This window comes from Pedobacter terrae, assembly GCF_900100705.1.
Classification (GTDB): Bacteria; Bacteroidota; Bacteroidia; order Sphingobacteriales; family Sphingobacteriaceae; genus Pedobacter; species Pedobacter terrae.
This window is the reverse complement of record NZ_FNCH01000028.1, coordinates 1-24,379: the sequence shown is the minus strand read 5'-3', so window position 1 is coordinate 24,379 and position 24,379 is coordinate 1. Positions and strand designations below refer to the sequence as shown.

Below are 24,379 nucleotides of genomic sequence, written 5' to 3'. Positions count from 1 at the left end.
AGGTTAAACCGTTATTTCATTGTTTTTCTTTTCTTAAGTATATCATCCATTATCTTCTGATCACGTTCCTCGTCCTTTTGTCTATCAGACTTTTTCACTGCAACGGTATCCTTTGTAACAGTATCGGCATTTTTCAAAGTATCAACTATAGAAACGGTATCTACGGAGTTTTCCTCTGCTGCCTTTTGGTTATTGCTGCAAGACGCTAAAAATATAATTGCTGATATTAGGGCTAAAAGCGATGTTTTCATAATAAAGGATTTAAATATCTAACAAAGGTATCCATTAAAAATTCATCAGGCAAAAAGCCAACCGAAAACAGTATTATACTATCAGTATGGCTTAACCTGGTTCGCTGCAGCGAAGCTGAATGCTATCAAAACGAGCTGAGGATCTTCGAAGCGGTTTGAAAAAATGCTATCATTTGGTCGGTGGCGCTGCCCTGATCTGCGGATGCTCCGCCCTAACTATGATAGCAACCTTATCTTGGTTCTAATTGAAGGATTAATGAAAGCGCTTCCAGTTCGGCTTGACTGTTGATATCCCTAACGGTAATTTCATAGGCCGGATTGCTTAGGTTCAAATCTTCCAACTCATTATACAGATCATCGACATTATCATCGTGAACAGCGCATAGCAAGTAATGGTTAGAACTTGGCAGTCCGGCACATTGGTAATCATCTTTAGCTAATCGAATAACGGCCTGTAAATCCTCACCCTTTATAATTTCAGTGTTTATCACTAATACATTTATTTTCATGTTCGTAATATTTAAATGGTTGCAACAAACTCTGATATATCTATCAAAAAATCGTTGTTTTTGATAACGTGGGCTTTTATAATGTTGAACTGGATATCGGGGCTTAACTCATTTTTAAGTGTCTCTAAAGCCTTGAAAACGTTCTCTCCCTTCATTTCCAGCCTTCCAAAATGTTCAACTTCAAATACATATTGTTCTTCGTCCATGACCTTATATTTTTATATTAATAGATAATGATATCAATATATCACCTTAACATTTCCTTTATTTCTTGGCACTCTCGGGAATTTTCAAACTTGGTTTTTGGCATTACGGCCAATAGAAAAACGGTAACAAGCAAGGTGAGAAAGAACAGTATCATTTCGAAAGTATCATAGTGCTGCCTTAGTTTATAGAATAGAGCAAGGCAGATAAAAGCATTCCAGGCTACCCATTTCCAACGCTCGAAATAATAACTTCTTTTGGCCTTCTTATAAAGGGCATGGTTTTGCAATTCATTTTCTTTCATAAAATAAGTTTAAAGTTAGATATAATGATATCTATACATTAAAATATAAAGATATCAACTGGTTAATTTTGTGATTTGAGATAGTCCGCTAAGTATGTCCAAACTTGCAGACCTATAATCAGCAACTTTTTGTTTAAGCTGTTGCCGTTCCTGCTTTAATTCTGCACATTCTTTTTCCAAAGCCAGGCATTTTTGGGCAGCATGTAATAATGCCTTTGTAGCTACTGGTATGTCGTACTTCTTTTTAAGTTCTTCGATTAATTGATCTTCACTTTCTGTTGCTCTTACGGTTAAAACGCTCATGATATTTAAATTAGTGATTAACGTTAATCAAAGATATAAAAATATCTTTATATATTGATATCTTTATATAAATTATTTCACATTCATTTGCTTAACCGTCATATCTTTTGTAACTTTATATAAAGATACTTTGATATAATTATATCACTATTTATTCACTTAAAGCAATTGGTTATGACTGGGTTCGGAAAATTCTTGGCAGCTACAATAGTGAGCTTCTTTTTAATGATAGGCGCTTTAGGTTCAGATCATCCTACCTTTTTGATTGCGCTTGCGCTATTGGTGTGGATTTTATTTGTCTGGTCGATCAGTTCAGGTTCTTCAAAAAGGAACCGTGAAAGGGATGAGCAAATAAGGCTTTTTAATTCTTTTATTAAATCTAAGGGCAAGTTCTAATCAAAACCAATCCAGTAGGGCAGTAGAGGCTCTATTTACTACCGTAAACGCTATTTCCATTAAGGAGATTGGAAACAAGCCTATTTTTTCTTTTTGCTGTTTAATCAGTTAGCCCAGTAAACACCAATCAGGCTATTATTTAGTCGATTTGCGGTATTTATATTACTTTTACGTAATCTTTATCGTTTTGATAAGTTTCTGCGCTTAGAAGGCTTAATATTGCTTTTCCGCTCTGCCGACCGAAGGGAGCCAAATTAAACTCTTTGCGAAGCAAAATCCTTTATATATAGATTATGCTATTAAGATATTAATATGGTCGAAATACTATAATGGTTTCTAAAAAAAAGGCTGTTTCCAAATCAGAAACGGCTTTTTTGTTTTCTGCATTGGTCGAAATACTATAATGGTGGCCTTCTTAGGTCGAAAAGATATAACCGTTGGTCGAAATACTATAACACTTAGGGCATCATGGTCGGCATACTATAGCAGTTGGTCGAAATACTATAAGGGTAAACCGGGGGATGGTCGAAATGTTATAATGCTCGGTCGGTATACTATAACGCCCAGTCGGTATATTATAATGCTCCCATAGTTGGTTCGATGCTCAAAAAGCCTTCATGTATCATACGCATTGCCTCGCTATCCTTAAGCTGCTTTGTTTTGTTCCATTCATTAGCTTTGAAGTAAACGGCTTTTAATATCTCAACCTTTTTGTGAAGGTCTGCATCTGTGGAGTTTAGCCACCGTTGAAATGCATCTGTTTCTTTTTCAAAAGCCGTAATCCTGCTTAACCGCTCCTGTGGGTATAAACTATCAAACAGATTTCTTAAGTCCTTTAAAAGTGTTAATTTAAGCTTATGATCAACCGACATTCTCTGCATGATCTCGGGATGCATATTTGAAGTAAAATCGAATTTAATCAAATAGTCCTCAACGTACCTGTTTTCGACGTTTCCACTCACAAATTTGTACTCAAATGAAAAGTGAAGCAGCTTTTTGTCGCTATTAATGTTTTTATGGATTGATTTAAGGATGTTGCTAACCGCTTCCTTTTTGTGCTTTGGCTCTTTCTCTACAGGATTCCCTTTTTTATCGGTTTCTTTCATGTACCGTACACCTGCGATATCGGCCAGGTGATCTACTGAATAGAGGGGAATATCAACCTTTCCTTGTTGTGATGCATAGATGTGAAATACCTTATTAAGCCAAATGTATATCTTCTTCCTGGAATGGCCTCCCTTTCCTTTGCCAATTGCCGGAAGCCTTGTGGTATCAAGCGTATAATAACGTTTTACAAACCCCTCTATTATCACATCAGAAAGACGCACTTCATAGACCTTCTTTGTCCCAAGTACAGTACCGCTCTGCAAAAATATGTCTTTTAAGATGGGGAAGTTTTCAAGCTTGATAATCTTTCCATCTTCCCGGTAATCATGTACCCTTGAAAACAGAATATTTGTTCTTAGCATCCGATAAAGAGTGTAATCAAGCACACTTTCAAATTTGTGACCTTCATATACTGGTGCCTTGACACGGCCACTTGCGATATCAGGATGAACAGCGCAAAGGTTAGGGGCGCTGATACCCGTAAATTCGCTATACTCCTTGATAGTAAATTTGGTATAACCGAAAAGATTGTTGTTTATCTTTTTGCTCATAAAGATGATAAAGTCCAAAACGTTTTGGGCATCACCCTCGAAACTGTTATCAATATCCATCAGGTTATCCGCAACGCTTCTATCAACCCTCGAAAGGCTGTAACTTAATTCTTTGGCTTTATCTGCTAATACGTTGTTTTCCATAACACAAATATGATATCAATATACAAAGATATCAATATATCTTAAATAATATACATTTTAAAGGTTTTTTTATAGCGTAACTGTAAAAATACGCATTTTTTCTTTTAGCTGTTAAAAGTGTATTCTCCATTGAAAGGGTAGGGGCAACAGCAATGTAACGCCCAGGCATAAGCATTATACTATTTCGACTCAAAGGAATACCGACCATAAAAAAAGCCCCATAAGGGGCTTATATTTAGTGTTCGTTCGGCAAGTGTATTACTTCGTTTTCTAACCAAACGTGTACCAAATCAGCTTTAAAATCAGAAAAACGAATATCAATTTCTTTAATGACATTTTTATTTCCATCTTCAACCGAAAGTTTGAAATGATTGCCTTTAACTCGCTTTAATATCCAAACCTGAAACTCTTGGGTATACTTGATTTCTCTTGAATGGATACAGATTAAATCAAGCAACCAGTAACATTCGTAAGTATCAGCAAGGTATTTAATGCCCTCTGTTATACGGATTCCGAAAGTGTACTTATAAACCGATTCTGAACCTCCCGCAAACTGATTAAATTCGTAAGTGCTGTTTAACCTAAATTCTTCCATGTTCTTAAACTTTAATCGTAAACCTGAATTAGTTTACATGCGTCACTCCGGCTCTAAGACCGAATAAGTGCAAAAAATTTGGAAAGAAAATGTGGAGGGTTCCCTATGGGATACCCATTTTGTTTTTAAATTTTTTGGTGCGGAATGGCAAAAGAAGGCTGCCCACGTTTCGGGATTATGGGCCGAACTTTGTATTTAAACTAATAATATGACTACTCCCCAATGATTTCTTTGAAAAGAACACCCCTCTATATATACGAATGCTATCAAAAGGAGTGAAGCTGCAGGACCTGGCCACAAAAAATTACTATCAAAAAGTCACGCCCGGACTTTCTCCAGGAATAACTTTTGCTATCAATAAGCAGATAAAATCAGAAAAGCGAATATTGAACTTCCGTATCAATAACAATGTATTCTTCTTTAATGAAATGCTTAATAGCATCCTCGGCAAATTCCTCAAAGCAGGTATAACCGTATAAAGATTCAGGGTGAAAGTAGTGCGATTTGCCGTTTTTCTTACCTGTGACCTGATTGATGCAGCTAACCTGCAAATGTGATATGCAAGGTAGGCCGTTGTCTTTAAGTACATTAAATGGCTTGAACCTGAAATGCAGTTCTACCTTTGTACTGCCTATGATTTTAATGTAGTGATTTTCTGTTAAAAATTCTTGATGAATGACCGTTTCCATAACAATAAGCTTAAATTTTTATTGCATGGGTGTAGGAACTGTGAGCATATCAGTCAAGGGCGGTGAGGTACAAATCGTTTATATACCCTTGACAGATATATAGCGACGTTCCACCTTTGCATACTAAAAATTAAAGCTGTTACTGGAAGCGTTCTGCTAAGGTGAACAGACAATTGCTATCGTAATTGATAACCTGGTAGATCTTCAGGTAAACTTAATGCTATCAAAGTGTGTGGCGGATCTCATTGCCGGCATAAGAATTTGCTACAATCTTAGACCGATAGCGTAAGAGGATTATTGCGCATCCTTTTTTGCAATATATTCCTCGAGAACTTTTAGCTTTTCAGATGGTATTGCTCCTATGCCTGGCAAAAGCGCCTTTACGATGCCCGCCAACTCCTTTAATTCTGCACTTTTTTCATTATAAGCTTCTTGGTAACCGACTGCAAATCCTTTTGCAGCAATACGGGCATCATCTACATTCTTATAGGTGCTGTCTGCATATTGGGTAGCCCTGCCAATAATGCTTTCCATCAATTTTTTGCTTTCTGTAGATACTTCCATAATTAAGTATATTAATTGCGTTTCAATAGCGGCCAAGGTAACGCCTTTGAAATTCTAATTTTTACGGTTTCCCGTATTTAAAAGCCCTATGCAGGGCTTCTATTTAGATATAGTGATTGCAAAAATTGTTCTTCTGTTTCATCACTGTTTAAAATTTCATAGTGAAATACAGTTGTTATTTCATCACCAACTGCCTTAGCTTCGTTATCGGATAAAGCGTCTGCCATTTCTTTAATCTTTGCCTGATTATCTGATTCGCAATAAGAGATCATCATATCCCCATAGTCTTCAAGGGTTTCAACTCCGTACTTTTTAGCTAATTCTGGATTCAATTTAACAGTATTCATTATCTTAAATTTTAACATAAACCTGAATTGATTTATGCACCCATCACTGGCAATAAGAACGAATACGTGCAAATTCTTAAGGAAAGAAAATGCGGTGGGTTCCCTTCGGGATACCCATTTTGTTTTATTAGGAATTTGGTGCATTAGATACAGGGTAGGGGGCACATTTCGGAATTAGTGCCGAACTTTGTATATAAATTGATTAGAGTAACTCCCCAGTCGTTACATTGAAGTTTTCCTTAATTTCGAGTGCTATCAAAAAGAGTTTTCCGGATCTTCTCGAGAGAAACTAAATGCTATCATAATCACAAGCTGCGCCTGGCGGCCAATTCAAAAAATGCTATCAGTTCCTAATGTGGCCTGTCCCGATCTGCCGATGCTCTAAGATTGGTTTGATAGCAAATGCACGATCAGAGTTTTCGAAGATTACCACTGGCGTTTAATGTATTTAAATCGGGATAGTAATAAGATAATTTTAGTTCCTCACTATCGTCAATGGTAATTACAATGGTTCCCCCATTATTACAAGTTTCGGCACCATAGCTGATCTGTTCTTGAAAAACCATTCTATCAGCACTGCTTTCAATTAATATCCATTTGCCACCACAACCAAGCGAAGGATATTTAATCGTGTACCTGCCTTTTTTACTAATTAACTTAACATCCCATGTTTCACTAATATCATACTGATAGGCAGTACCGACCCAGGTGCCACGTAATAATGCAGAAATTGAAGCCGCTTTACCTGTCTTGACCTTTTTTACAGGTTTAATAGGACTTATTGATTCAGGTGTGGCAGTATTTGGTGTATAGGCTGTTTCAATGGGCGTAGCATACGTATTCTGGTTTTTATTCAAGCTTTTAACGACCGCATGAATAAACCCTCCGACTAAAACAAATATGACAATCCCCCAAACGTTTGATCTGCTTTTTTTAGGTTTAGGCGGTGTAGGTGCTTCCTGATGGACGTTATTTGGTTGCTGTGGGGGCGGGGAGCTTCTGTTAAATTCCGGTTCCGTTTTTGACTTGCTTTGTTGCTCACGACTTCGTGTTTCGCTTTTATACCCCTGTTGAGCATCGTAATTACTCTTTCTTACTGGATTACTTAGAATTTCATAAGCCTCTTGAATTTCTTTAAATCGTTCCTCAAAAAACTTATCACCATCGTTAACATCGGGATGAAACTTCTTTGACAGCTTTCTATAAGCCGACTTTATTTCATCGGCTGTAGCATCTTTGTTTACACCCAAAAACTGGTAATAATCCTTCATAATGAGGTTAGGAGCTAAATAAAACCCTAATGTAGAAAAAGTACAGTGAAGATTAAACGCAAAAAGGCGTTGGCCGAAGCCAACGCCCATGATTAACTAAAATGGAACGGCTAAAAGAAAAAGATTAATAAGCAGAAATATCTAAATTCTTTGATACTGGTTCTGTTACCTGTCCAACTGGTAACGCCTTGTAAGTATAAGTTTTGATCAGCTTGTTATCCGCATACACTTTTATTACGGCTGATATGGGGGTTTGTGTCGTGTCATCAGTGTTTTTGGTCTGTGTGGCCGACAAAAGAAAACCCAATCTGTTGACCGCTTCCTTGCTTTCTACAACAAGCTTATTATTAGTTAAATCAGCAACATAATTATAGGCGTTTCCCTGCTCTATAATCTGTGTCCATTGAGTATTTGCAGGGGTGCTTATTATCGGCTCAACAAAAGCACCTTCTCCCTTGGTTAACGAATTAATGGTAAATAGCAACTGGTAATTCTGATAGTTGCCGGAAAACTCTACTTCAACCCTTACTTTCTTGGTTGAATTGGTTTTTACATCAGGGTCGTTGTCTTTACTGCATGAAACAAACATCAATGCTATTACGCAAAGGCTTAATAACTTTTTCATAGGTGTAACTTTAAAATTTAATTGATTTCGATGATTTTACTTTTTGCTCTCGCACGTTGTACCAAGTCCCTGATCGTGTCATTCAGGTTTGACTGAGGGATGCCGTTTAGGGCAATTACAACGTCTTGCTTATCGGTGGTGAACAGGGTTAGGGTCATAATTTTTAAAATCCGCATTATAAGATTTTGCTTAATGACGTAATCCTTCACCCGGTACAATTCAAGTGTTACAAGCGTGTAACTGAATATCCCAGTCCTAATTTTCAAGGTTTCTGCGGTAAGGATATAAAGCGTTAGACGGATGTAAAAGAACCGATAGAAAGCCATAGCCAATACTACAATAGCAGGTAAACAAAGCATGTTTAACCAAAAAGCCCCGACCAGTAACCCTATTGCGATAAATAACAGTCCAAAGACTGATAAAAAGCAATAGGAAGTGGTGGGGCTTAATTGTAAGTATCGTTCCTGATTTGGGATGCCGATACTGTTCATATTATCGGCTTCGTTGGTAGCCTGTATCTTCCTGATTCTGAACCTTTGCTTCCTGCGGCTTTTGGTACACAAGTTTGAGGTCTTTGTCGTACAGGCTAAGATTTTTGAACTGTGGACTTGCAGCTACAAAAGCTTTTTCTTCTGTTCCGTTTTTCTCAAGGGTAACGGATTGAAGGTTGCCACGCTTTAAAGAGGACATTAACCGTTCACGATGGTCGGGGTCGTTTAGTTCTTTTATCGGATGGTCGGTAACCGCTTTGTCCAAATCAAATCCATAATTTTTATAAAAGGTTTTAAAGGAAAACTGACCTTGCTCGTTCTTTTTATCAAAATCAAGCTTCATCCAAACTTCTTCCTTACGCTTAGTTGGCTCGCCCGATTCGGTCAAGTTTTGCTTGTCCGTTATCTCTGCGTTTTTTTGAATTGAACGGCCTGAAAGAAGATTATACGCTTCTTTGGCTGTTATGTCGTTCCCCTTATTTAAAGTGAACACACGGCTTACTGGCTCTTGTACCGTGCCGTTGGCATTACCCTTTTCAAGGGTTGCCTGATAGTCGTTTAAAAAATAGTTGTCGGTTGTTTTGCTTTTACTAAACCGCAATTCATAATTTACCATATCCTTAGCATTCGGCGTACTAAATGCAGCCGAAGCGCCCAAGGTAAATTTATCCGAACCCTCTTTTAGCCGAACTTCTAATGCAGAATTAAGATTTTCCCCAAACCCCAAATACTTAAGGCTTTTTTTAAGGTATTCAAAATTCTGTTCGTTAAGTTGAGTTTTCTTCATATCAAAAGTTACATCCTCAAAATTAACAAATCTCTTTTCCTTATCTGTCGGTTCTTCGGTAAAATGTCTCATAATATACCCTTTATCATCGACAAAGTAGTATACATCCTTCTGGTCTACAACCAGGGCATCTAAAAGAAGGTCGTACTTGTCTTTTGGTGATAACTGGTGACCGTCGATCACATCAGGAATTGAAGTTAACTGCTCGGGCGTAAGCTTTGGTTTTTCAATGGCGATTGCTACATCTGCCTTTTGTTGAAAGGGGGCTTCGTAAAGCTCTTTCTGTTCGGCACTCGGTGGAATGACCTGAACGGGGTTTGGCTTAATTTCCATGTTACATAGATTTTATGGTTAATGATCTTAAATGAGTACTCGTTTAAATGAGCATCAGGGATAGTAGTGGTTATCCTTTTTGCAATGAAAGGGAATGAGTGGGGGGCAAAAAGATATGAACGGATAGCCCGACCGTAGGGGATGCCCAAATTAGTTTTTCAGGAAACTTTAACTATTTCAAGCTTATAGTCCTTATCTAATTTATAGAACCCGGTATACTCGTCACCATTCTTTGGTTTAAACTTCGTCTTATCCGAACTACCTTTATGGCACAAATCCATCAAATCTTTAAGCGTAATTTTCTTGCCTGAAATCTCTCTCCAAACGGTAAACTCGCACTTAATTTCTTCATTCCTATAATTCGAGCAACCATACGCCCAGTGATTAGCGGAAACACTGCCCGTCTTACATTTCGGGCACTTAACAATCTCAAAATCAAACTTTACCTGAAAACTATCGTCAAGAATAAGCTTTGCTCCAAACATTCTTTGGCTATTACTTAAAAAATCCGTCCTATAATCTGTTGAACTTCCATTCAAAAGAACCTCGGCATCATTTTCTGACAAATAAACACCTGCAACATTCCTGTTGATGTACAAATCGCAATCTTTGTCGTTAAAAAAGCCTTCGCAAATAAACGCCTTAGTAGAAATTTTAACCTCCTTACCACACTTAGGGCAGGACGTATCCAACGAATTATGCTGAAAATGCGGCTTAATCACACCATCTTCAATCGCCAACTTTGCGGAAAACAGCTTATTATCTTTATTAACCAAGTCATCGAAAAATTCTGTTTCCTTATGATCGGCAAGCTGCTTGACGATATCTTTTGTCATTTCCTTACCAAAATAGGTCTTGAAAATTGTGAAGCTGCACTTATCATCCATGCTTTTAAAATGGTTGCACATATAACCTTTAGCGCCCTCTACCAAGTTTCCTTGATTGCAAACGGGGCATTTAGCGACTTTTTCCATAAAATGAGATATTTATATATTGATATATTGATACAAAGAAATGTCTGTTTAAAAGCCGTTCTTATGGGCTAAGTAGCCCAAAAACGACAAGTGGTTTTTGCCGTTCGGCTTATGAGTTTTTATATTGCTTCTCTTTCCAAACTGCCGATGAAAAGAGAAATAAGAAAATTGGCTCCGGCCAATGCTTATTTTTTTTGGAAATTCTTTGTCTGTTACGGCAGTAATAGTTACAATATCATCTGCAAGCGCAAATGAGCAGTCTTTATTTGTTAGCCAAAGCGAAGCTTTGCAGTCACAAACTTTACCGATTATGTCATTGGTAAACACCGCATGAAATTTGCAATCCTTATACTGCTTCCGAAGCAGGTCAATTTGCTGTTTTGAGGGGCGAACGCCTAAAGCGACGAACAGGCAACGGCCAAAACCGTTAAACTTAGAATTATTAAGATGGGCAAAAGCGATAGCCTCCATTGCTGAAAAAAAGAGAAAAACGTTTGTAGGTTTATGCTGATCTCCGGCCAACCATAGCCCATTGGTACAGGCATGTTTTACGGTCTTAAAACCGAACAGCTCGGTTTCTTTTAAGTCGTTGTTAGCATAGTAGTTAAAAACCAACCTTCCGGCATGGTCAAAATGCAGTGAGTTAAAAAAAAGGCGCTGGACCGCAAGTCCAACGCCTAAAACTGAAAGTAAGGGAATAAAGGTATTATCTGCCTCGGCCTCTTGAATTTTCGATATCGTGTTCATCTTCTCCTACTGGGTTATTTCTTCCATGATCGGGGTCGTTAACATTTTTCTCGTTCTTTACATCGTCTGCGTCTTTGAAACTTAGTGTGTCTAATTGAGCAGGTGACATAGCCGAAGCGTTGCTAAATTCATGCTTGACCACATTGAGTTCATTGGCAATGGACTTATCATTAGGAAACTTTTGCTGCTTGCGCTCTAACTGTTTTTCGACCTCCTTTAAGGCAGTTAGGTATCCTTTGGAGTAGGATTGTTCTTCGGCTGACTGCTTGCCCATCAAACGGCTTATACCTGTAACTAATAGGTAGCTTAAGCCACCGTCCAACAGAAGTGATAACACCAGGGCGTTTCGATTTGAACGTAGACCGTTTTTATCAGCCGTTCTATACTGAACCTCCGTGCCATCAGAAAGGGTAATCACCTCGCCTTCCCGAAGTTTTCTTTTCTTTTCAGGTGAAAGGTTCTCGTCATTTATGGCAACGGGGATTTTTAACTTCCTTGGGTCATAACTTAAGAACTGGTTGGTTAGATTATCAAACTCGATGATTTCGGAAGCTGCATTGCCGTCTTTATCAACCACCTCTTTTTTGATATTGGCAACCTCACCGCTTACAAGCTGCTCATGCTCCTTATCTGATAAGAGAGGGTGCTTTTGTACGTCCTTATAAACTGGGTCTATCCTTAGCTTATTCTCCCCGTTTTCGTCTACTACCGATAAACGGGCTTCCAAAGCTTCAATTTCGAAACCATCATTACCCTTTACATTTTTAAGCTCTACAAGGTCGGTCATGTTTCCACGCTTTAAGGCGTTAATGTTTTCCCTGTCCATTGTGATTGCGCCTTCTTTGTACAGACCTACACTTTCGAGGTCTTTTAAAGGCAACTGGTTATTTAATTGTTCGTTCATGTTACTATGATTAATTGATTAGAATTTTCTTTTGAAACTGCTTTCTTCCTGGGCAACCATTTCCTTTGCGGTCGAAATACTATAATCAGGCTCCATTGACTTGCTTTCTGCCTTATCCAATATTGAAATGGTATTTCTGTTGGCTCTTTTAGCCTCAATCAGGGAACTAAAAAGACCATCGTTGACGGTAAGCTGCACCTTGTGTTTATTGGATAAATCTTGTATTAAGAAGTTCTTTTTATCAGCTTCCAACACTTCGTATTTAGTGCCATTATATTTGATGATATCACCTGTTTGCAACGTGTTTGGGTTAAACTCCGGCACTTTGGTAGCCTCCTGCTTTTGTTCGATCTTCTTTTCAAAGGCCATTACATAATCGAAAATGCGCTGTGCGTCTGCTGCTGCTGCATGGATTTCATAAGGGGTATCGGTTAGGACTTTTATCCAACTATCCACGTAGGCGATATGCTGCTTCGGGTCGTGGCCTATCTTAAGTTCATTACCCAAAATCATTGAAGCGATTTCAGCACGTAATTCTTCTCGGGCATAGTCGGGGGTTCCGAACTTATTAACCAGTTCCCGATCAAGTCGTGAGTGATGCCCTGTCCAGTGGCCTAACTCGTGAAGCAGGGTCGAATAGTAGCGGTCGGCTGTTTCAAATTGGGGGCGCTCCGGCATATTGATTTTATCAAAAAGGGGCGCATAAAAAGCCCTGTCACCTGCAACATGTTCAATTTTTGCGCCCGAAGCTTTTACTATACTTTCTGCCCTGGCTACTTTTTCCCATAGTTCATTGTCTTTTATCTCCCGAACTGGCAAAGGCGGGATTCCTTTAATTTGCTCTGCATTAAATACCCAGGCTTTGGTAACAATGGGGCTGTTTAATTCTACTTTGATCTTAACGGGTTTTCCGTCTGTCCCGATAACTGGCCGTTTGTTCTCGTCAAGTTTAGTTCGTAGGTCATGGGTTTTCACGAAGTTTATCATAAACCCTTTAGCGCCTTTCTGTACTTGCCAACCTTCGCTTTCAGCTTGTTTGAAGGTTGCCCAACGTGGGTCTTCGTAAGGGCTGAATAAATGAAGATATAAGGCGTTTAAACCTTTGTATGGATTACCTGTAACAGCGTTGAAAGGCATACTATAATCAGTTCCTGCGCTATTCCAGGGTTTTTGCCAAGGTGCAATACCCTGCTTTAGCTGCTCAATGATTTTTTCAGCAACTAATTCATACATTTTTTTTGTTTCAGTTGCCATTGTTCGCCTCCCTTCCTTCATCTTCCAAATCTTCATCAGGTAGCACATCTGCAACATCTACTCCGTACAATTCAGCTTCGGCTTTATTAAGCTCTACACTTTCACCTTCGGCCACAAGCTGTAATTTGTTTTGCAGTGAAATTTCTGTTTTGGTCTTAATTGACATAATCACTTGTTTTAGTTAAAAATTCGGTTAGTTGCTCTTTGCGGTTAACGCTTAAGATTTCCTTTAGGAAGGGAAGGGGGTTGATGCTTTGGCCATTGTACTTTACTATGAAATGTAAATGCTCACCAGTAACACGGCCTGTTCTTCCGCTACGGCCTATTACAGTTCCGGCCTTTACTAAATCCCCTGCTTTTACAAATCGCACCGCTAAGTGGCCGTATGTAGTCTCATAAAACCCATGATTTACGACAACGTAGTTGCCAATGATATTATCATAGCTCGATACTACAACAGTACCATGAAGTACAGAATAGATATTAGCCTCACGTGCGGACAGGTCGATTCCGTTATGAAATTTAAGGTTCCCCAGTATTGGATGAATACGGTACCCAAATCCCGAAGTGAGTTTTATATTTGCCAAAGGCAAAGAGGACAATTCGAGGGGTTCACACTCGGGTAAATAATTCGAGGTATAAACGGTGTCTTTGATAATTTTAAGTTTGACAACCGTATCCTTGACAATGCTTTTCATTTTAACAGCTATGGTGTTAACTTCCTCTACGCTTACAATTGAGTTAAACTCTTGGGCATAGCCATTTACGGCAAAAAGAAAAAATACGATAAAGGAAAATTGAAAGTGTTTCATACGCTTTACTATCAAAAGGGTGAATGATCAACCGGGCGGCCAATGAATTATACTATCAAATTTGATGTACCTGGTTCTCTGCAGAGAACAAAACTGCTATCATTAACTTTCTTCCGGAAGATCTCCAGGTATAAGAATTGCTATCAAAAGCAGATGAAAATCATCGTGCCGGCAGAATTATTTGCTATCATTTAACTGGTGGCGCTGCCCTGATCTGCGGATGCTCCGGCTTAGATATGATAGCATTAATTAGAATAATATTGAATGATGCCATCTACATCCTTACGGATTTTCAAGAAGTTGCTGTTTAAGATTTTTGCTTTGTTGCCTTTAAAGTCATAGAAGTTGGGCAACTCACGATAACCCTTTTCCTCCCTTTGTATATCGGCCAAATTAAGGTTCACTTTACAATGAACGTTCGATGTAGTGTACTTTCCCGTATAATCGTTGTTTACATCGGTTGCAATCAAACCCACCAATTCACCTGTACCTAACTGGGCTATCTTTCCGGCGGGTATAAGAGGGTCGTACTTTTCATTTAAGGATACCGACGTTTTCGAGCGGTCAATGCTTAAGCCTTCACCAATTTGCTTTTTCTTACCAAAAAGGCGCTCTAACCAATCTAATGTTTCTTTATTCCTGACTGAACCCGAAATTACATTTCCAATTACTGCGGTGATTGTTGTTGCTGTATCTTTGCCCTGTAGCTGCTTCAATTGAGGCAACTCCTGCAAGCCCAATAAAACGGCTACTTTATTACTTCTTGCCGTTGATATTAGGTTTTCGATTTTATGAATAAATAGGGTGGGTGCTTCATCCGCTATAATAGCCGTTGGCAAATTACCCTTGGTATTGATAAGCCTTGTAAGGCGGTTGACTACTACAGAATAGCAGGTAGAATTGATGTTTTGCGTTGCAGGGCTATTTGCTAAAATCAATATGGATGGGTGCTTGGGGTCGCTGATCTTTAAATTAAAATCATCTGCTGAAAATACCCAGGCGGTTTCTTCGGTATTCAACCTTGAAATAAAAATCTTTAAAGTTCCTATCTGCCCTTCCAATTGATCATATGCCTTTTTTTGTAAAGCCGATGCGAAAGGAGAGAGCAAACTTTCAAGTACAGGATAAGTGTTCAGACAGGTAAAGATTTCTTCATAAGTCCTGTTCAAGAATGCCAAGAGATGGGCAAAAGTCGAATACTTACCATTGTCGTGCCGGGAAACAAAATAAATACACGATGCTAAAAAGTTTACTGCGGACTGGGTAAAGAACTTTTCGCTACCTCCGCTACTATCGCTTTTTTGTAGGCTTTCTACGATGGCCTCTGCGGTTTCAGATGCATCAGCGAGGGTTTCTATATAATCTGCCCGTAGTGGATTTATTCTCCGGCTCTTTTCAACCTTATCTAAATTAATAACGTTAAATTGGTAATCCTTAATTTTGTTGTTCTGCTTGGCTAAAAGGTAATGATAGTAAGCGATTTGGCCCAGGTCGGGAAATTTAAAGTCATACAGGCACATTGTATAGCCCTTGGCTATCATCTGCCGGATAAATGGGTTTACAACCCCAAAGGACTTACCGGAACCAGGTGTACCTATCAGAATAGTTCCCCGAAACGGATTTACTACATTTATAAAGCCATTATGCACCTTCTTTTTATGATAGAATTGCATCGGTATATTAACTGAATAGGGGGTAACGTCCTCTTTAACTGACTGCATGAAGCTTTCACCCTCAATGTTCCATTCATCTTTACCAAATCCACTATGTATGATTTTTGAAATGTTATCCATTGAGGTATGTATGAGAACCGCCCCAACCAATGAAGTAACGATAAATCCGATATTGTACCATGAGGTATAAGGGAAGGCATCTTTTCCGTGTTGATTCAAAAACCATATACTGCCAAAGAAAAGTAGAAGGCCGACCACCAAAGGGTAGACAATGTGTTTCTTCGGGTCTAATTCAAGCTTCTTTTTACTTAATGTGCCGATAGAAACTAAGCAGATAATTACTAAGGTTGTGAACTTACTATAAAAGATATTTTTATAGATCGCCATGTGTGACAGCTTTTCGAAAATATGGGCAAAGCCATTGCCGAACTTTCCTGAAATAAATACTCGTTCTGCATAGACAAATATTACGATCTCAAAGAAAATCAACAGATATACTACAAATTGCAGCATCCCATGCAGCTTTTGTAATTCCTTTTTCTCTTCCATTTTAAATAAAAGTTAGGGTATAAAAAAAGATGGCAATTTCTTACCATCTTTCTTAACGATTCGGCTATTCAGCCCTTAAGCAAATACGTTGTAGTAAACAACTTTGCAGATTTCATATAGCATGAGTGTCCACAAAAAAGCGCCAACTATCACTGTAGAAGCTATGATCTTATTTTTCCTTGACCAACTTTCTAACTTGGTCCTTTTGGATATCATCGAACGGATAATAACAGTAAACAAAGTGCATTCGACTACCAATAGCCCGAAAGCAATTGCAAATACGATAACGCCCGTCCTGTTAAGAGAAATATACGGTTCGACTATCACGGACAAGACAACAAGGCAAATGCCTATTGCAATTAAACCAAGATGTGGCAATTTGATAATTGGGGGTTGTTTAATGATCTGTTCCATAACAATAGATTTAGTTTATAGGTATTCTGATACCTGCTTCAAGTCCTATGCGCCATTTATCGGTTTTATCACCCCAGAATAACACCTGATTACGATTGATGATAAGAAGGTCAAAACCCTTCCCGATGCTTTGCGCATACTCTAATCCGACCTGTGGGGCTGCAACAAACTTTCGGGTTGTAGAGCCTAATCCTGCGCCTAACCTAAACCTCAAAGCGGTATTGCCGTTTCGGAACATAACGGGTTTAAGAACAAACCCGCCCATGACGGTTTTAAGATCATGGTTTTTATAGTTCTGATAGTATTCAGCATAGATTTCATTTTGGTTGAAATATTTCGTGCTGACATCGAGGCTTAGCGTTCCGGTGAATGCGTTCTTTGCAACCCAACCGCCCCTTAAGCTGAAAAATTTGGTTCCGTTTTGCGCCTTAACATTTATGGCTGCCATAAATATAAAGGCAAATAAAAGTGCCTTTTTCATTATAGGGTATCTGCGTTAAGTACGTCCGAATAATCAAGCTGTAGTGTTATAACACGACCTGATATCTGTTTTTCAGTAAGTTCAATGGCTAAGACCTTGTTATCGGGGAATGTGAACTTTTTAAAGGCAAACACGTTCCTGTATGTCCGTTTAAATGACGCTTTATTATAAAGCTGATAAACAGGCTTTACCTCAATCGACTGTACGTTTGTAGCCTTTGTAATTCGCTTATCATCGATTTTAAAACGGAACTCGTCAACATCATATTTAAGATTGGTATTATTTGAGTAGGTCACATCAATAAATACATAATCGTCAACTGTGTACACGTTATTTACCTGTGCGTCCATTCCATAAGCTGACGAGCGTATGGCGTGGGTCTTGGTTCCTTTCTTTAATGCCTGTAAAGCATAATTATGAAGGTCATTCTGTGACATAGGAATATTGCCTACGTCTAAAGGATTTGTGTTCTTTGGCAGGATTTCAATTTGCGTTTGAACACTTTCTTCGTTCTCGGTATACCAAACATCATACTGGGCGATAAACTTTTCACCAACAACAGTAACTATGCCCAGGCTCCGGTTTACGAAACCGTATTGCTTTGCGCTATCGGGAATGAATTTTATTCTTAAAACATTTTTAACGGGCAAATCACCCAACATGCTTTTTGTAGAGATATCCGCATATTGGATTGGCTCGGGTGATACAAAGTGTAATGATACATCCCGTGTTATGTAAATTTTTTCAAGCTTACTTTTCTGTAATGTACCGTCCTTTATTTTTTCCTGCGAATAGCCATTAAATGCTAAAAGGGAAACCATTGATAATAATATACGTATCTTTTTCATGGGTCTGTTCTTTAGTAGTTTTGTTGTTGTTCTTTTAATTCGTCCGGGTCAATCAGGTACACGAAAGTGCTGTACTTCAACTTTGCTTTATTTTGCCTGATAAGTTTGGATATGGCCGTAGAAGTCGAGGTAAAAAGTTTAGATAAGGCACTCATGTAAAGTTGGTTTGCGCTTGATGGGTCTTGCTGCATCTGAATACTTGAACCCAAATCGCTCACCTCTTTTGTAAAAGCCCTAAAAGCGGATGCCGGAACGAATAGCCCTTGCATACCGTCCAGATCGTACAATTCTAATTTAACTGGCAGTATCTTATCATCAGTCATAACAGACGTGACGGTCAATTTTACCCGTTGTTGTTCAAAGCCTGATATAAGAGCATAGATGTATGTCCCCTTTTTAATTAAGTGCTTTCCTGCTTTAATATCCTCCAATAAGCGAATACGAACCCTTGAACCTGCATATCCTGTGACCGTTTGGTCTATAATAGCTTTGATAAAATCGTTTTTCTTAGCTACCTGAACAGTATTAAAAGCATCATTCATGTTTGAAGCTTTTTCAACATCCAGCTTCGGCATTTTGGCTACTTGGTTATCGACCTTATTCAGTAATGCTTCTTTTTGCTTTTGGGCTTTGTAATCGGGGTCGTTCGCCTTTCCTACACTATCAATCAGCTTCATTTGCTCACGAAACAAGGCCATTGGGTCTTCGTATTTTTCCTTTGGGTTTTGCCCACTCTGTTGCGCTCTGGTGGAATTGCCTGTACCTTTTAAGTTGGATAGGGCATTTGCTAATTCCTGATCTTCTCTGCTTAAGGTGTTGCTGCTGCCCCTGTTTTCGTATGCTGACATACTTCTCGGTATAGCGTTTCGGCCTGAACCCGAATAGCTGCTTCCCTTGGAGTTGGGCGATTTTCCGAACCTGGCTTTATAAGCTGCATCGATACTATCCAAAACATATTTCTCACGGTCATTATACTGGCCTTCCAATACGCCCGATGCCGTAGGATCTTCTTCCAAAGCGCCAACTGCTGTATAACCGTCACCTGTTTTATACTGGTCTTTGAAAGCGTCAAGCTTGTTCCCCAGTTCTCGTTTTTTGATATCCTCGGATACTGGTGCTACGTTTGACTGCAATTCCGGCTTATCCTCTACCGCCTTTTCTTCACCCTTACTAAATGATTTGTAAGCATAAAAAAACAGGAAAAGGAAAGGAAGTATGATAATTGGGATAACATACTTCGGTTTTTTAAAATCTATTTTCATGGCTTCTTTTGATTACGTGGTTTGTTACTCTGTTCCAATTGCAGGATGGCCTTTTCTAAAAAAAGCGTATCTGCATGAGTTAATTTAGGTTTTGCTAAAACCGCCTCAACCTGTTTTCGTAGCGTATTTAAATCCGATATTTTTGTGCCCAGGTCGATGATCTGCCCTACACCATCGGTAACCTCATTGCCAACATGGGTAGTACCCTTGAAGAAATCCGGCATCTTTTCTTTCTGCCGTTGATCGGGAGTTAGGATTAAAAAACAGACAATGGCCGAAATAACAATTAGCGCAACCATACCGATAAATATTTGCTTGGGGTATGCACTTAAGAACCTGTTTCGGCTATCGGTTGCTTGGTCAAAGTACTTTCCAAACTCTTTGCGTATCTCCTTTGCAACTGTTGCATCAGGGTCAACTTTAGAACTGATTCTTTTGAACATTGCTTAAATCTTTGTTTTCAAGTGTTTTCCAATTGGTGATTAATACTCCGTGCGAATTGTTATCGCTCCTTGGTATATCCTTAAGATTACCCGTTGTAATAAGCGAGCGTGTCACTGTCGAGCTGCGTCTATCAATGATCTGCTTTCCGTAATAGATAAAGCGTTTGTTGACCATATCAAGCTGTATGCTGTCTGTCTGTAGGGTTAAGACGGAACTTGAAGAAAGGATAGAGTTAAAAAAGCCCTTTTCCTTTAGGTTGTTGTACTGTAAGGCTCCGCTTTCATCAACCAAATACATAGCCCGTTTCATTTGGTATTCTATGTACTTGTCATCGGGTGTTAGCGAAAAAAAGATAGAATGGAATAAGTCAATGTGCGCCCGATATTCTGCGGGTCTGTTAAGCTGCATGTTAGTTTGCTTCGCTAAAATGGGTACATTATTATCAAGGATATAAATGTTTTCCCGTGCGCTGCTTACCTGTTTATATGCAGATACAGAAACTATCACCGCTATAACAATAGATGTGATAAAGCTTCCTAATGCGATAAATAAGGCCAACCTTATTTTATTCTCTATATTTTTAATTAGCATGGTAAATACGGTTTAAATAAAAAGGGCTTGAAAAATTCAAGCCCTCCCTACTGTGATTAAGAAAAGTTATTTTTTGAATACGGCTGCTGATGCCATTCTTCCAACCTGCGAACCTGTACGTGCTGCTGTTGATGCAGCCGAAGAAATACCGGAAGTTGAGATTATCCAGGTGCTTATACTTGGGACGGTGGTAATGGCAATAGCACCGACAAAGAAGGCTACAATTACAAGCCCAAAGCTTAACACTCCGTTTCCGGCCAACCATGCCATTTTCTCCATTGCATCACCGCTACCATTGACTAAAGATTTATACTTTTCGATCTCAACGCTCATGGCATACTGTTGCAGCATTCCAACGACATACAGAATTAAATAAGCAACGCCTACGTATAAGTTTACCGAAACGAACCGTGCTACCCATGTGCTAAATGCGTCCCTATAAGCAGGTAATACGCTAACCGCCACCGAAAACGGACCAAGTATAACTAAGATGGTGGAATAGATAATTTGAAGCATGAAAACCACATACACGCAAATCCTTAATATCCATAAGGCAATAAGTTCCAAAGCTTGCGTGACAAGTAGTTGCAGACTGGTTTGCATCCTTATTTTCATTTCGACAATAGGATTGTATATGTTATCCGCAAAGAACCCCTTTACACTTTCAACGATTTGCTTTCCTACACCCTGATTGGTTTCTTTGGCCTCGTCTGCTGCTATTTCGGTCTTGGCCTGAAAGGTCATTAACTGATCGGCAACCTGTATCATTAGAGCAGCCCGTTCAAACCGCATGTTATTGATTTCGTCTTGCTGCTCCCCAAACATTGCTTCGGCCTTGGCAGCGACAAGATCAGTTGGATAAGCAAGCACCCTACAAAAAACGCCCCACCACATAATGACCATCATCAAACCAAACGGTCTTAATAGGGGCATTACCTCCAATTGCTTATCACCTGACATCATTTCATAAGACTTTATGGAGAAAAACATCAGCATAAAGATACAGGCCAACCCCTGCGCATCGTAAATGAATGCTGCAAAGTTGCCAAAGGCATAATCTCTCATACCTTCAAAAAACTTCATTACTGGGCGGTCGTAAACCCCATTGCCCTGCAAGAAGCTAACTGCATCTTTATATTGGTCGTTCCCGACTGGCGTTTGTGCGCTTACACTTAAACTGGTGAACATTATCCCGACTATCAGGATAAGTAGTATTACGTGTTTTTTATTCATGGTTTAAGTGTTTTTCGGTTCTTTAAAATATCGTTCATGATCTCGTCCTCGCTTTTGGTGGTACCATTAAAGTAGATATTGCCTTTTTCAATTTTATTCTTCATCTTCTCTTTATAGGCAAGCATCATTTCAGACATTGCTAATTTGTATTTCCAGTTCTCGGCTAATTTTCGATGCTCCAACATGATACGGTGATACAATAGGATACGCTGGCCTCTGTCGATATCAACCCGTTTAGCATTTTCGAACCGTTCTCGCAAGCTGTTCATTTCAGTGAAATACCAGTTATAAGCGCCACTTTCAGCCATATACAAAACGACGTTGGCAGGAACATTTTTAAAGGCATTAGCCTCAATGTTGTCCAGTGGGGCAAGTTCTTTTTTATAGTAAAGGTTATAGAGTGGGTCTGTGGCTGATACGGTGCCGGAATAATTGTAAAATTCCGCAAGTGCAGTATTTCTTAATGTATCGGCTTCCTTCTTATAAAAGTTGGATGATACCTGCATGGCTGCTGCCAAAGCAAGGCGCTGTGTTTGTTCACCACCTGCCCGAAGTGGCCGTATATCAGGGCCGTTTTTATATCCTGGCTGCAATAGCCACGTTAAAGCATAGGCAGCATAAGAGCCGGGGTTGTACCATTTAAATTCAGGGACAAACTTATCTTTATCCCATTGTTTATATACCATCCTTTCTTGTTGGTAGATGATGGCCTTGTCTTTAATGATTTTTTGTGCAAAGCAGGAAAAGCCCATTCCTGTTAGTATGAGCAATATAAAAGTCGTTTTCATAATTCATCGTTTTATCATTTGGCGTTTTCGTAAAATATCATCCATAATGGCAAGGTCTTTATCGATGTACTGTCGGTATGGATTGAGGCTCTTTATTACTCCACGTGTTTTAGCCCAGTACATATTTTGCCGGATTCCATAGATTAAGGCGTTCATGATTCGTAGTTCATCAAGGACTTTTCTAATAAGCTCGTCCCGAACATTGTAGTTCATCAGGACATTTTCTTTTTGCTGTAGTACTACTGATGAAACTTCACTTAATATTTTGATACCCCTATATTTTAGTTGTTGGGTTGATTCCTCGGCAAACAACATCAGTTCAGGATTGCCTTTTGCTAATTTGATGGCCTCACCACTATATCTGTAAATATCATCTATCAGATAAGCCATTTGCTTCACCTGTATAGCATCTTTTAATGCTTCGTTTATTTCGGTTAAAGACCGATGTATCATAGTTTGCACCAAGGAAACACTGGTTAGATTAATGGCAATATCGTCTGTATTTTTCCGGATTTGTTCAAGTGAGGCGTGATAGGCAAACTCTCCCGCAAGTCGTGTGGCAGCATTTGAGTTAACAATATTTAAGTGCCCTGGGTCAAACACTACTCTTTGAGCATAACTCCCCTTTATTATGAAAAGAAAAGCTATAAGTATAAACAGGTGCTTCATTGCTTTAGGATTTTAACGTTGTTCATTATATCGTCAACTACCCCCATTTCACGGTTGACATAGTCCGAAAAAGGGTCTGTCCCCCGGCTTTTTATAACGGCTGCCTGTAAGGTTCTTGCCACACCTCCCGATAAATAGGAAATGGCTTTTAATTCGTCTATGATGTGCTGAAACAGTATCCTTCGGTCACTAACCTTCATTTGGTTGAGGTCACCAACGGTTGCGCATAAGCCGATTAAATAGTTAACAAGGGAGTTTGCCCGTTTAACAAAGATTACTTCGCTGTCGAGCGCAACGGGCAGTAACACGGGGTCGCTCTGCGCATAGGTTACAATTACCTGTTGCTGTTTGATAATCTCCCGGACTAAAGGGGTGGCACTGATGCCGATATTTGCAGCATCAAATACGATGCTCATTTTTGCGAAACGCTCTTGCAGGGTACGGTACTTGGTTTTAACCTGCTTCATTAACCCTCTATTGCTTTCTTCAATGGCAGTAGAATTTCTTTGTTCAGTTTTTGCGTCTATCTGCTTTTTGTTCTCTGTTTTACTATCATTTACCAATTGGTGCAATAACGGAACGTTGACCTGAGCGTTAGCCCGTAGGGTGACAAACCCTACAAGCAAGGTGAATATTAATTTTTTCATAAGCCATTACTTTAAATACTTGCGTTTTCGAAGGATATCGTTCATGATTCGTTCATCCATATTTATATATCCTTGGAATGGATTGAGCGACCTTAATACACCTCGCATTTGAGCATAGTACATAGCCCTGTACATGCCATAAGTTAATGAGCGAAGGATTAACATTTCAGTCATTACCTTATGAATTAGCTTCGCTCTTTCTCCGGCATCCATCAGGTTTCCCTCGCCACCTTTTAAAGCGAACTGGCTAACCTCTAAAGCTAATTTTGTGGCTCTCGTATAAAAATAGTTGGCTTGATCTTCGGCGAAAACTAAAAGGATGGGGTTTTTTGCTGCAACGGCCATGCCTTTATTAATATCATCTGTCATGCCGATAGTTATCCTTGATATCTCCTGCACGTCTGCGAGATTCGTTAGAATGGAAGAAACTTGCGAAAGCCCTCTGTAGATTTTTGCTTGCATGTCATTGACAATGCCTAACTGACCAGTAACGGCTAATTGCCCCCTCTCGACCAGGGTTAATTTTTCCTTGGTAACATTCAACTGCGAATTGATCACGCTTGCGTGTGCAAGCTGTGCAGCAGAGGTAACAGGGTCGATGTATAAAGATTGGGCGTT

31 protein-coding genes are annotated in these 24,379 nt (G+C 39.2%); all 31 read right to left on the bottom strand.

The genetic code is table 11. The features are described from left to right. Positions 1-11 precede the first annotated feature (11 nt). Positions 12-251: a hypothetical protein gene (locus BLR60_RS22565; RefSeq protein ID WP_090504134.1), complete on the bottom strand. Its 240-nt coding sequence runs from the start codon at positions 249-251 to the stop codon at positions 12-14. A 230-nt stretch (positions 252-481) separates the two neighbouring features. Further along, the gene (locus BLR60_RS22560; RefSeq protein WP_090504132.1) at positions 482-760 is read right to left on the bottom strand and encodes a hypothetical protein; all 279 of its coding nucleotides are present in this window, start codon (positions 758-760) and stop codon (positions 482-484) included. Positions 761-771: 11 nt separating this feature from the next. Continuing rightward, entirely contained in the window at positions 772-966 is a 195-nt protein-coding gene (locus BLR60_RS22555; RefSeq protein WP_090504130.1) for a hypothetical protein, read from the bottom strand. Between the two features lie 41 nt (positions 967-1,007). Further along, a complete protein-coding gene (locus tag BLR60_RS22550; RefSeq protein WP_090504129.1) occupies positions 1,008-1,268 on the bottom strand; it encodes a hypothetical protein in 261 nt (86 codons plus the stop codon). A gap of 54 nt (positions 1,269-1,322) precedes the next feature. After that, on the bottom strand, positions 1,323-1,571 hold the full coding sequence (locus BLR60_RS22545; protein WP_090504127.1) for a hypothetical protein: 249 nt from the start codon (positions 1,569-1,571) through the stop codon (positions 1,323-1,325). A gap of 971 nt (positions 1,572-2,542) precedes the next feature. Next, on the bottom strand, positions 2,543-3,769 hold the full coding sequence (locus tag BLR60_RS22535; RefSeq protein WP_090504124.1) for a hypothetical protein: 1,227 nt from the start codon (positions 3,767-3,769) through the stop codon (positions 2,543-2,545). A gap of 235 nt (positions 3,770-4,004) precedes the next feature. Continuing rightward, a complete protein-coding gene (locus BLR60_RS22530) occupies positions 4,005-4,364 on the bottom strand; it encodes a DUF6876 family protein (RefSeq protein WP_090504122.1) in 360 nt (119 codons plus the stop codon). Between the two features lie 371 nt (positions 4,365-4,735). Then, positions 4,736-5,053 (bottom strand): hypothetical protein, encoded by a 318-nt coding sequence (locus BLR60_RS22525; RefSeq protein WP_090504120.1) that lies wholly within the window; start codon positions 5,051-5,053, stop codon positions 4,736-4,738. 294 nt (positions 5,054-5,347) lie between these two features. Beyond that, complete coding sequence (locus tag BLR60_RS22520; RefSeq protein ID WP_090504119.1) at positions 5,348-5,617, bottom strand: hypothetical protein; 270 nt, start codon at positions 5,615-5,617, stop codon at positions 5,348-5,350. A gap of 86 nt (positions 5,618-5,703) precedes the next feature. Beyond that, positions 5,704-5,964, bottom strand: coding sequence for a hypothetical protein (locus tag BLR60_RS22515; protein WP_143009131.1), 261 nt, complete (start codon positions 5,962-5,964; stop codon positions 5,704-5,706). Between the two features lie 410 nt (positions 5,965-6,374). Then, positions 6,375-7,235, bottom strand: coding sequence for a J domain-containing protein (locus BLR60_RS22510; RefSeq protein WP_244155730.1), 861 nt, complete (start codon positions 7,233-7,235; stop codon positions 6,375-6,377). Between the two features lie 124 nt (positions 7,236-7,359). Then, a complete protein-coding gene (locus BLR60_RS22505) occupies positions 7,360-7,860 on the bottom strand; it encodes a beta-barrel fold lipoprotein (protein WP_143009130.1) in 501 nt (166 codons plus the stop codon). 17 nt (positions 7,861-7,877) lie between these two features. Next, positions 7,878-8,219 carry a PH domain-containing protein gene (locus BLR60_RS22500; RefSeq protein ID WP_167354807.1) on the bottom strand — a complete coding sequence of 114 codons (342 nt, stop codon included), beginning with the start codon at positions 8,217-8,219 and terminating at the stop codon, positions 7,878-7,880. A gap of 133 nt (positions 8,220-8,352) precedes the next feature. Beyond that, positions 8,353-9,471 (bottom strand): hypothetical protein, encoded by a 1,119-nt coding sequence (locus tag BLR60_RS22495; RefSeq protein WP_090504112.1) that lies wholly within the window; start codon positions 9,469-9,471, stop codon positions 8,353-8,355. A gap of 158 nt (positions 9,472-9,629) precedes the next feature. Continuing rightward, positions 9,630-10,445 carry a topoisomerase C-terminal repeat-containing protein gene (locus BLR60_RS22490; RefSeq protein ID WP_090504109.1) on the bottom strand — a complete coding sequence of 272 codons (816 nt, stop codon included), beginning with the start codon at positions 10,443-10,445 and terminating at the stop codon, positions 9,630-9,632. A 48-nt stretch (positions 10,446-10,493) separates the two neighbouring features. Further along, positions 10,494-10,967, bottom strand: coding sequence for a hypothetical protein (locus BLR60_RS22485; RefSeq protein ID WP_143009129.1), 474 nt, complete (start codon positions 10,965-10,967; stop codon positions 10,494-10,496). A 184-nt stretch (positions 10,968-11,151) separates the two neighbouring features. Further along, positions 11,152-12,096, bottom strand: coding sequence for a DUF4099 domain-containing protein (locus BLR60_RS22480; RefSeq protein ID WP_090504103.1), 945 nt, complete (start codon positions 12,094-12,096; stop codon positions 11,152-11,154). Positions 12,097-12,114: 18 nt separating this feature from the next. Further along, positions 12,115-13,329 (bottom strand): ArdC family protein, encoded by a 1,215-nt coding sequence (locus BLR60_RS22475; protein ID WP_208600702.1) that lies wholly within the window; start codon positions 13,327-13,329, stop codon positions 12,115-12,117. A 10-nt stretch (positions 13,330-13,339) separates the two neighbouring features. Beyond that, positions 13,340-13,516 (bottom strand): hypothetical protein, encoded by a 177-nt coding sequence (locus BLR60_RS24985; protein ID WP_167354806.1) that lies wholly within the window; start codon positions 13,514-13,516, stop codon positions 13,340-13,342. Beyond that, positions 13,506-14,162 carry a M23 family metallopeptidase gene (locus BLR60_RS22470; protein ID WP_090504096.1) on the bottom strand — a complete coding sequence of 219 codons (657 nt, stop codon included), beginning with the start codon at positions 14,160-14,162 and terminating at the stop codon, positions 13,506-13,508. Before BLR60_RS22470 ends, BLR60_RS24985 begins: the two co-directional genes overlap by 11 nt. Before the next feature lie 245 nt (positions 14,163-14,407). Continuing rightward, positions 14,408-16,384: a type IV secretion system DNA-binding domain-containing protein gene (locus BLR60_RS22465; RefSeq protein WP_090504092.1), complete on the bottom strand. Its 1,977-nt coding sequence runs from the start codon at positions 16,382-16,384 to the stop codon at positions 14,408-14,410. 424 nt (positions 16,385-16,808) lie between these two features. Further along, the gene (locus tag BLR60_RS22455; protein ID WP_090504086.1) at positions 16,809-17,279 is read right to left on the bottom strand and encodes a hypothetical protein; all 471 of its coding nucleotides are present in this window, start codon (positions 17,277-17,279) and stop codon (positions 16,809-16,811) included. After that, positions 17,279-18,127: a conjugative transposon protein TraN gene (traN, locus tag BLR60_RS22450; RefSeq protein ID WP_090504084.1), complete on the bottom strand. Its 849-nt coding sequence runs from the start codon at positions 18,125-18,127 to the stop codon at positions 17,279-17,281. Before traN ends, BLR60_RS22455 begins: the two co-directional genes overlap by 1 nt. 11 nt (positions 18,128-18,138) lie before the next feature. Next, the gene (traM, locus tag BLR60_RS22445; RefSeq protein ID WP_090504081.1) at positions 18,139-19,389 is read right to left on the bottom strand and encodes a conjugative transposon protein TraM; all 1,251 of its coding nucleotides are present in this window, start codon (positions 19,387-19,389) and stop codon (positions 18,139-18,141) included. After that, positions 19,386-19,832 (bottom strand): hypothetical protein, encoded by a 447-nt coding sequence (locus BLR60_RS22440; RefSeq protein ID WP_090504079.1) that lies wholly within the window; start codon positions 19,830-19,832, stop codon positions 19,386-19,388. The genes traM and BLR60_RS22440 overlap by 4 nt, the downstream gene beginning before the upstream one ends. Beyond that, a complete protein-coding gene (gene traK / locus BLR60_RS22435; RefSeq protein WP_090504076.1) occupies positions 19,810-20,424 on the bottom strand; it encodes a conjugative transposon protein TraK in 615 nt (204 codons plus the stop codon). The genes BLR60_RS22440 and traK overlap by 23 nt, the downstream gene beginning before the upstream one ends. A 66-nt stretch (positions 20,425-20,490) precedes the next feature. Further along, on the bottom strand, positions 20,491-21,657 hold the full coding sequence (locus tag BLR60_RS22430) for a TraJ family protein (RefSeq protein ID WP_244155729.1): 1,167 nt from the start codon (positions 21,655-21,657) through the stop codon (positions 20,491-20,493). Next, positions 21,654-22,445: a hypothetical protein gene (locus tag BLR60_RS22425; protein WP_090504073.1), complete on the bottom strand. Its 792-nt coding sequence runs from the start codon at positions 22,443-22,445 to the stop codon at positions 21,654-21,656. The genes BLR60_RS22430 and BLR60_RS22425 overlap by 4 nt, the downstream gene beginning before the upstream one ends. A 3-nt stretch (positions 22,446-22,448) precedes the next feature. Next, positions 22,449-23,114: a hypothetical protein gene (locus tag BLR60_RS22420; RefSeq protein WP_090504071.1), complete on the bottom strand. Its 666-nt coding sequence runs from the start codon at positions 23,112-23,114 to the stop codon at positions 22,449-22,451. Beyond that, positions 23,111-23,761, bottom strand: coding sequence for a hypothetical protein (locus tag BLR60_RS22415; protein ID WP_090504067.1), 651 nt, complete (start codon positions 23,759-23,761; stop codon positions 23,111-23,113). The genes BLR60_RS22420 and BLR60_RS22415 overlap by 4 nt, the downstream gene beginning before the upstream one ends. Before the next feature lie 6 nt (positions 23,762-23,767). After that, positions 23,768-24,379, bottom strand: a 612-nt coding sequence (locus BLR60_RS22410; protein ID WP_143009128.1) for a hypothetical protein, incomplete at its 5' end; no start/stop codon positions are given.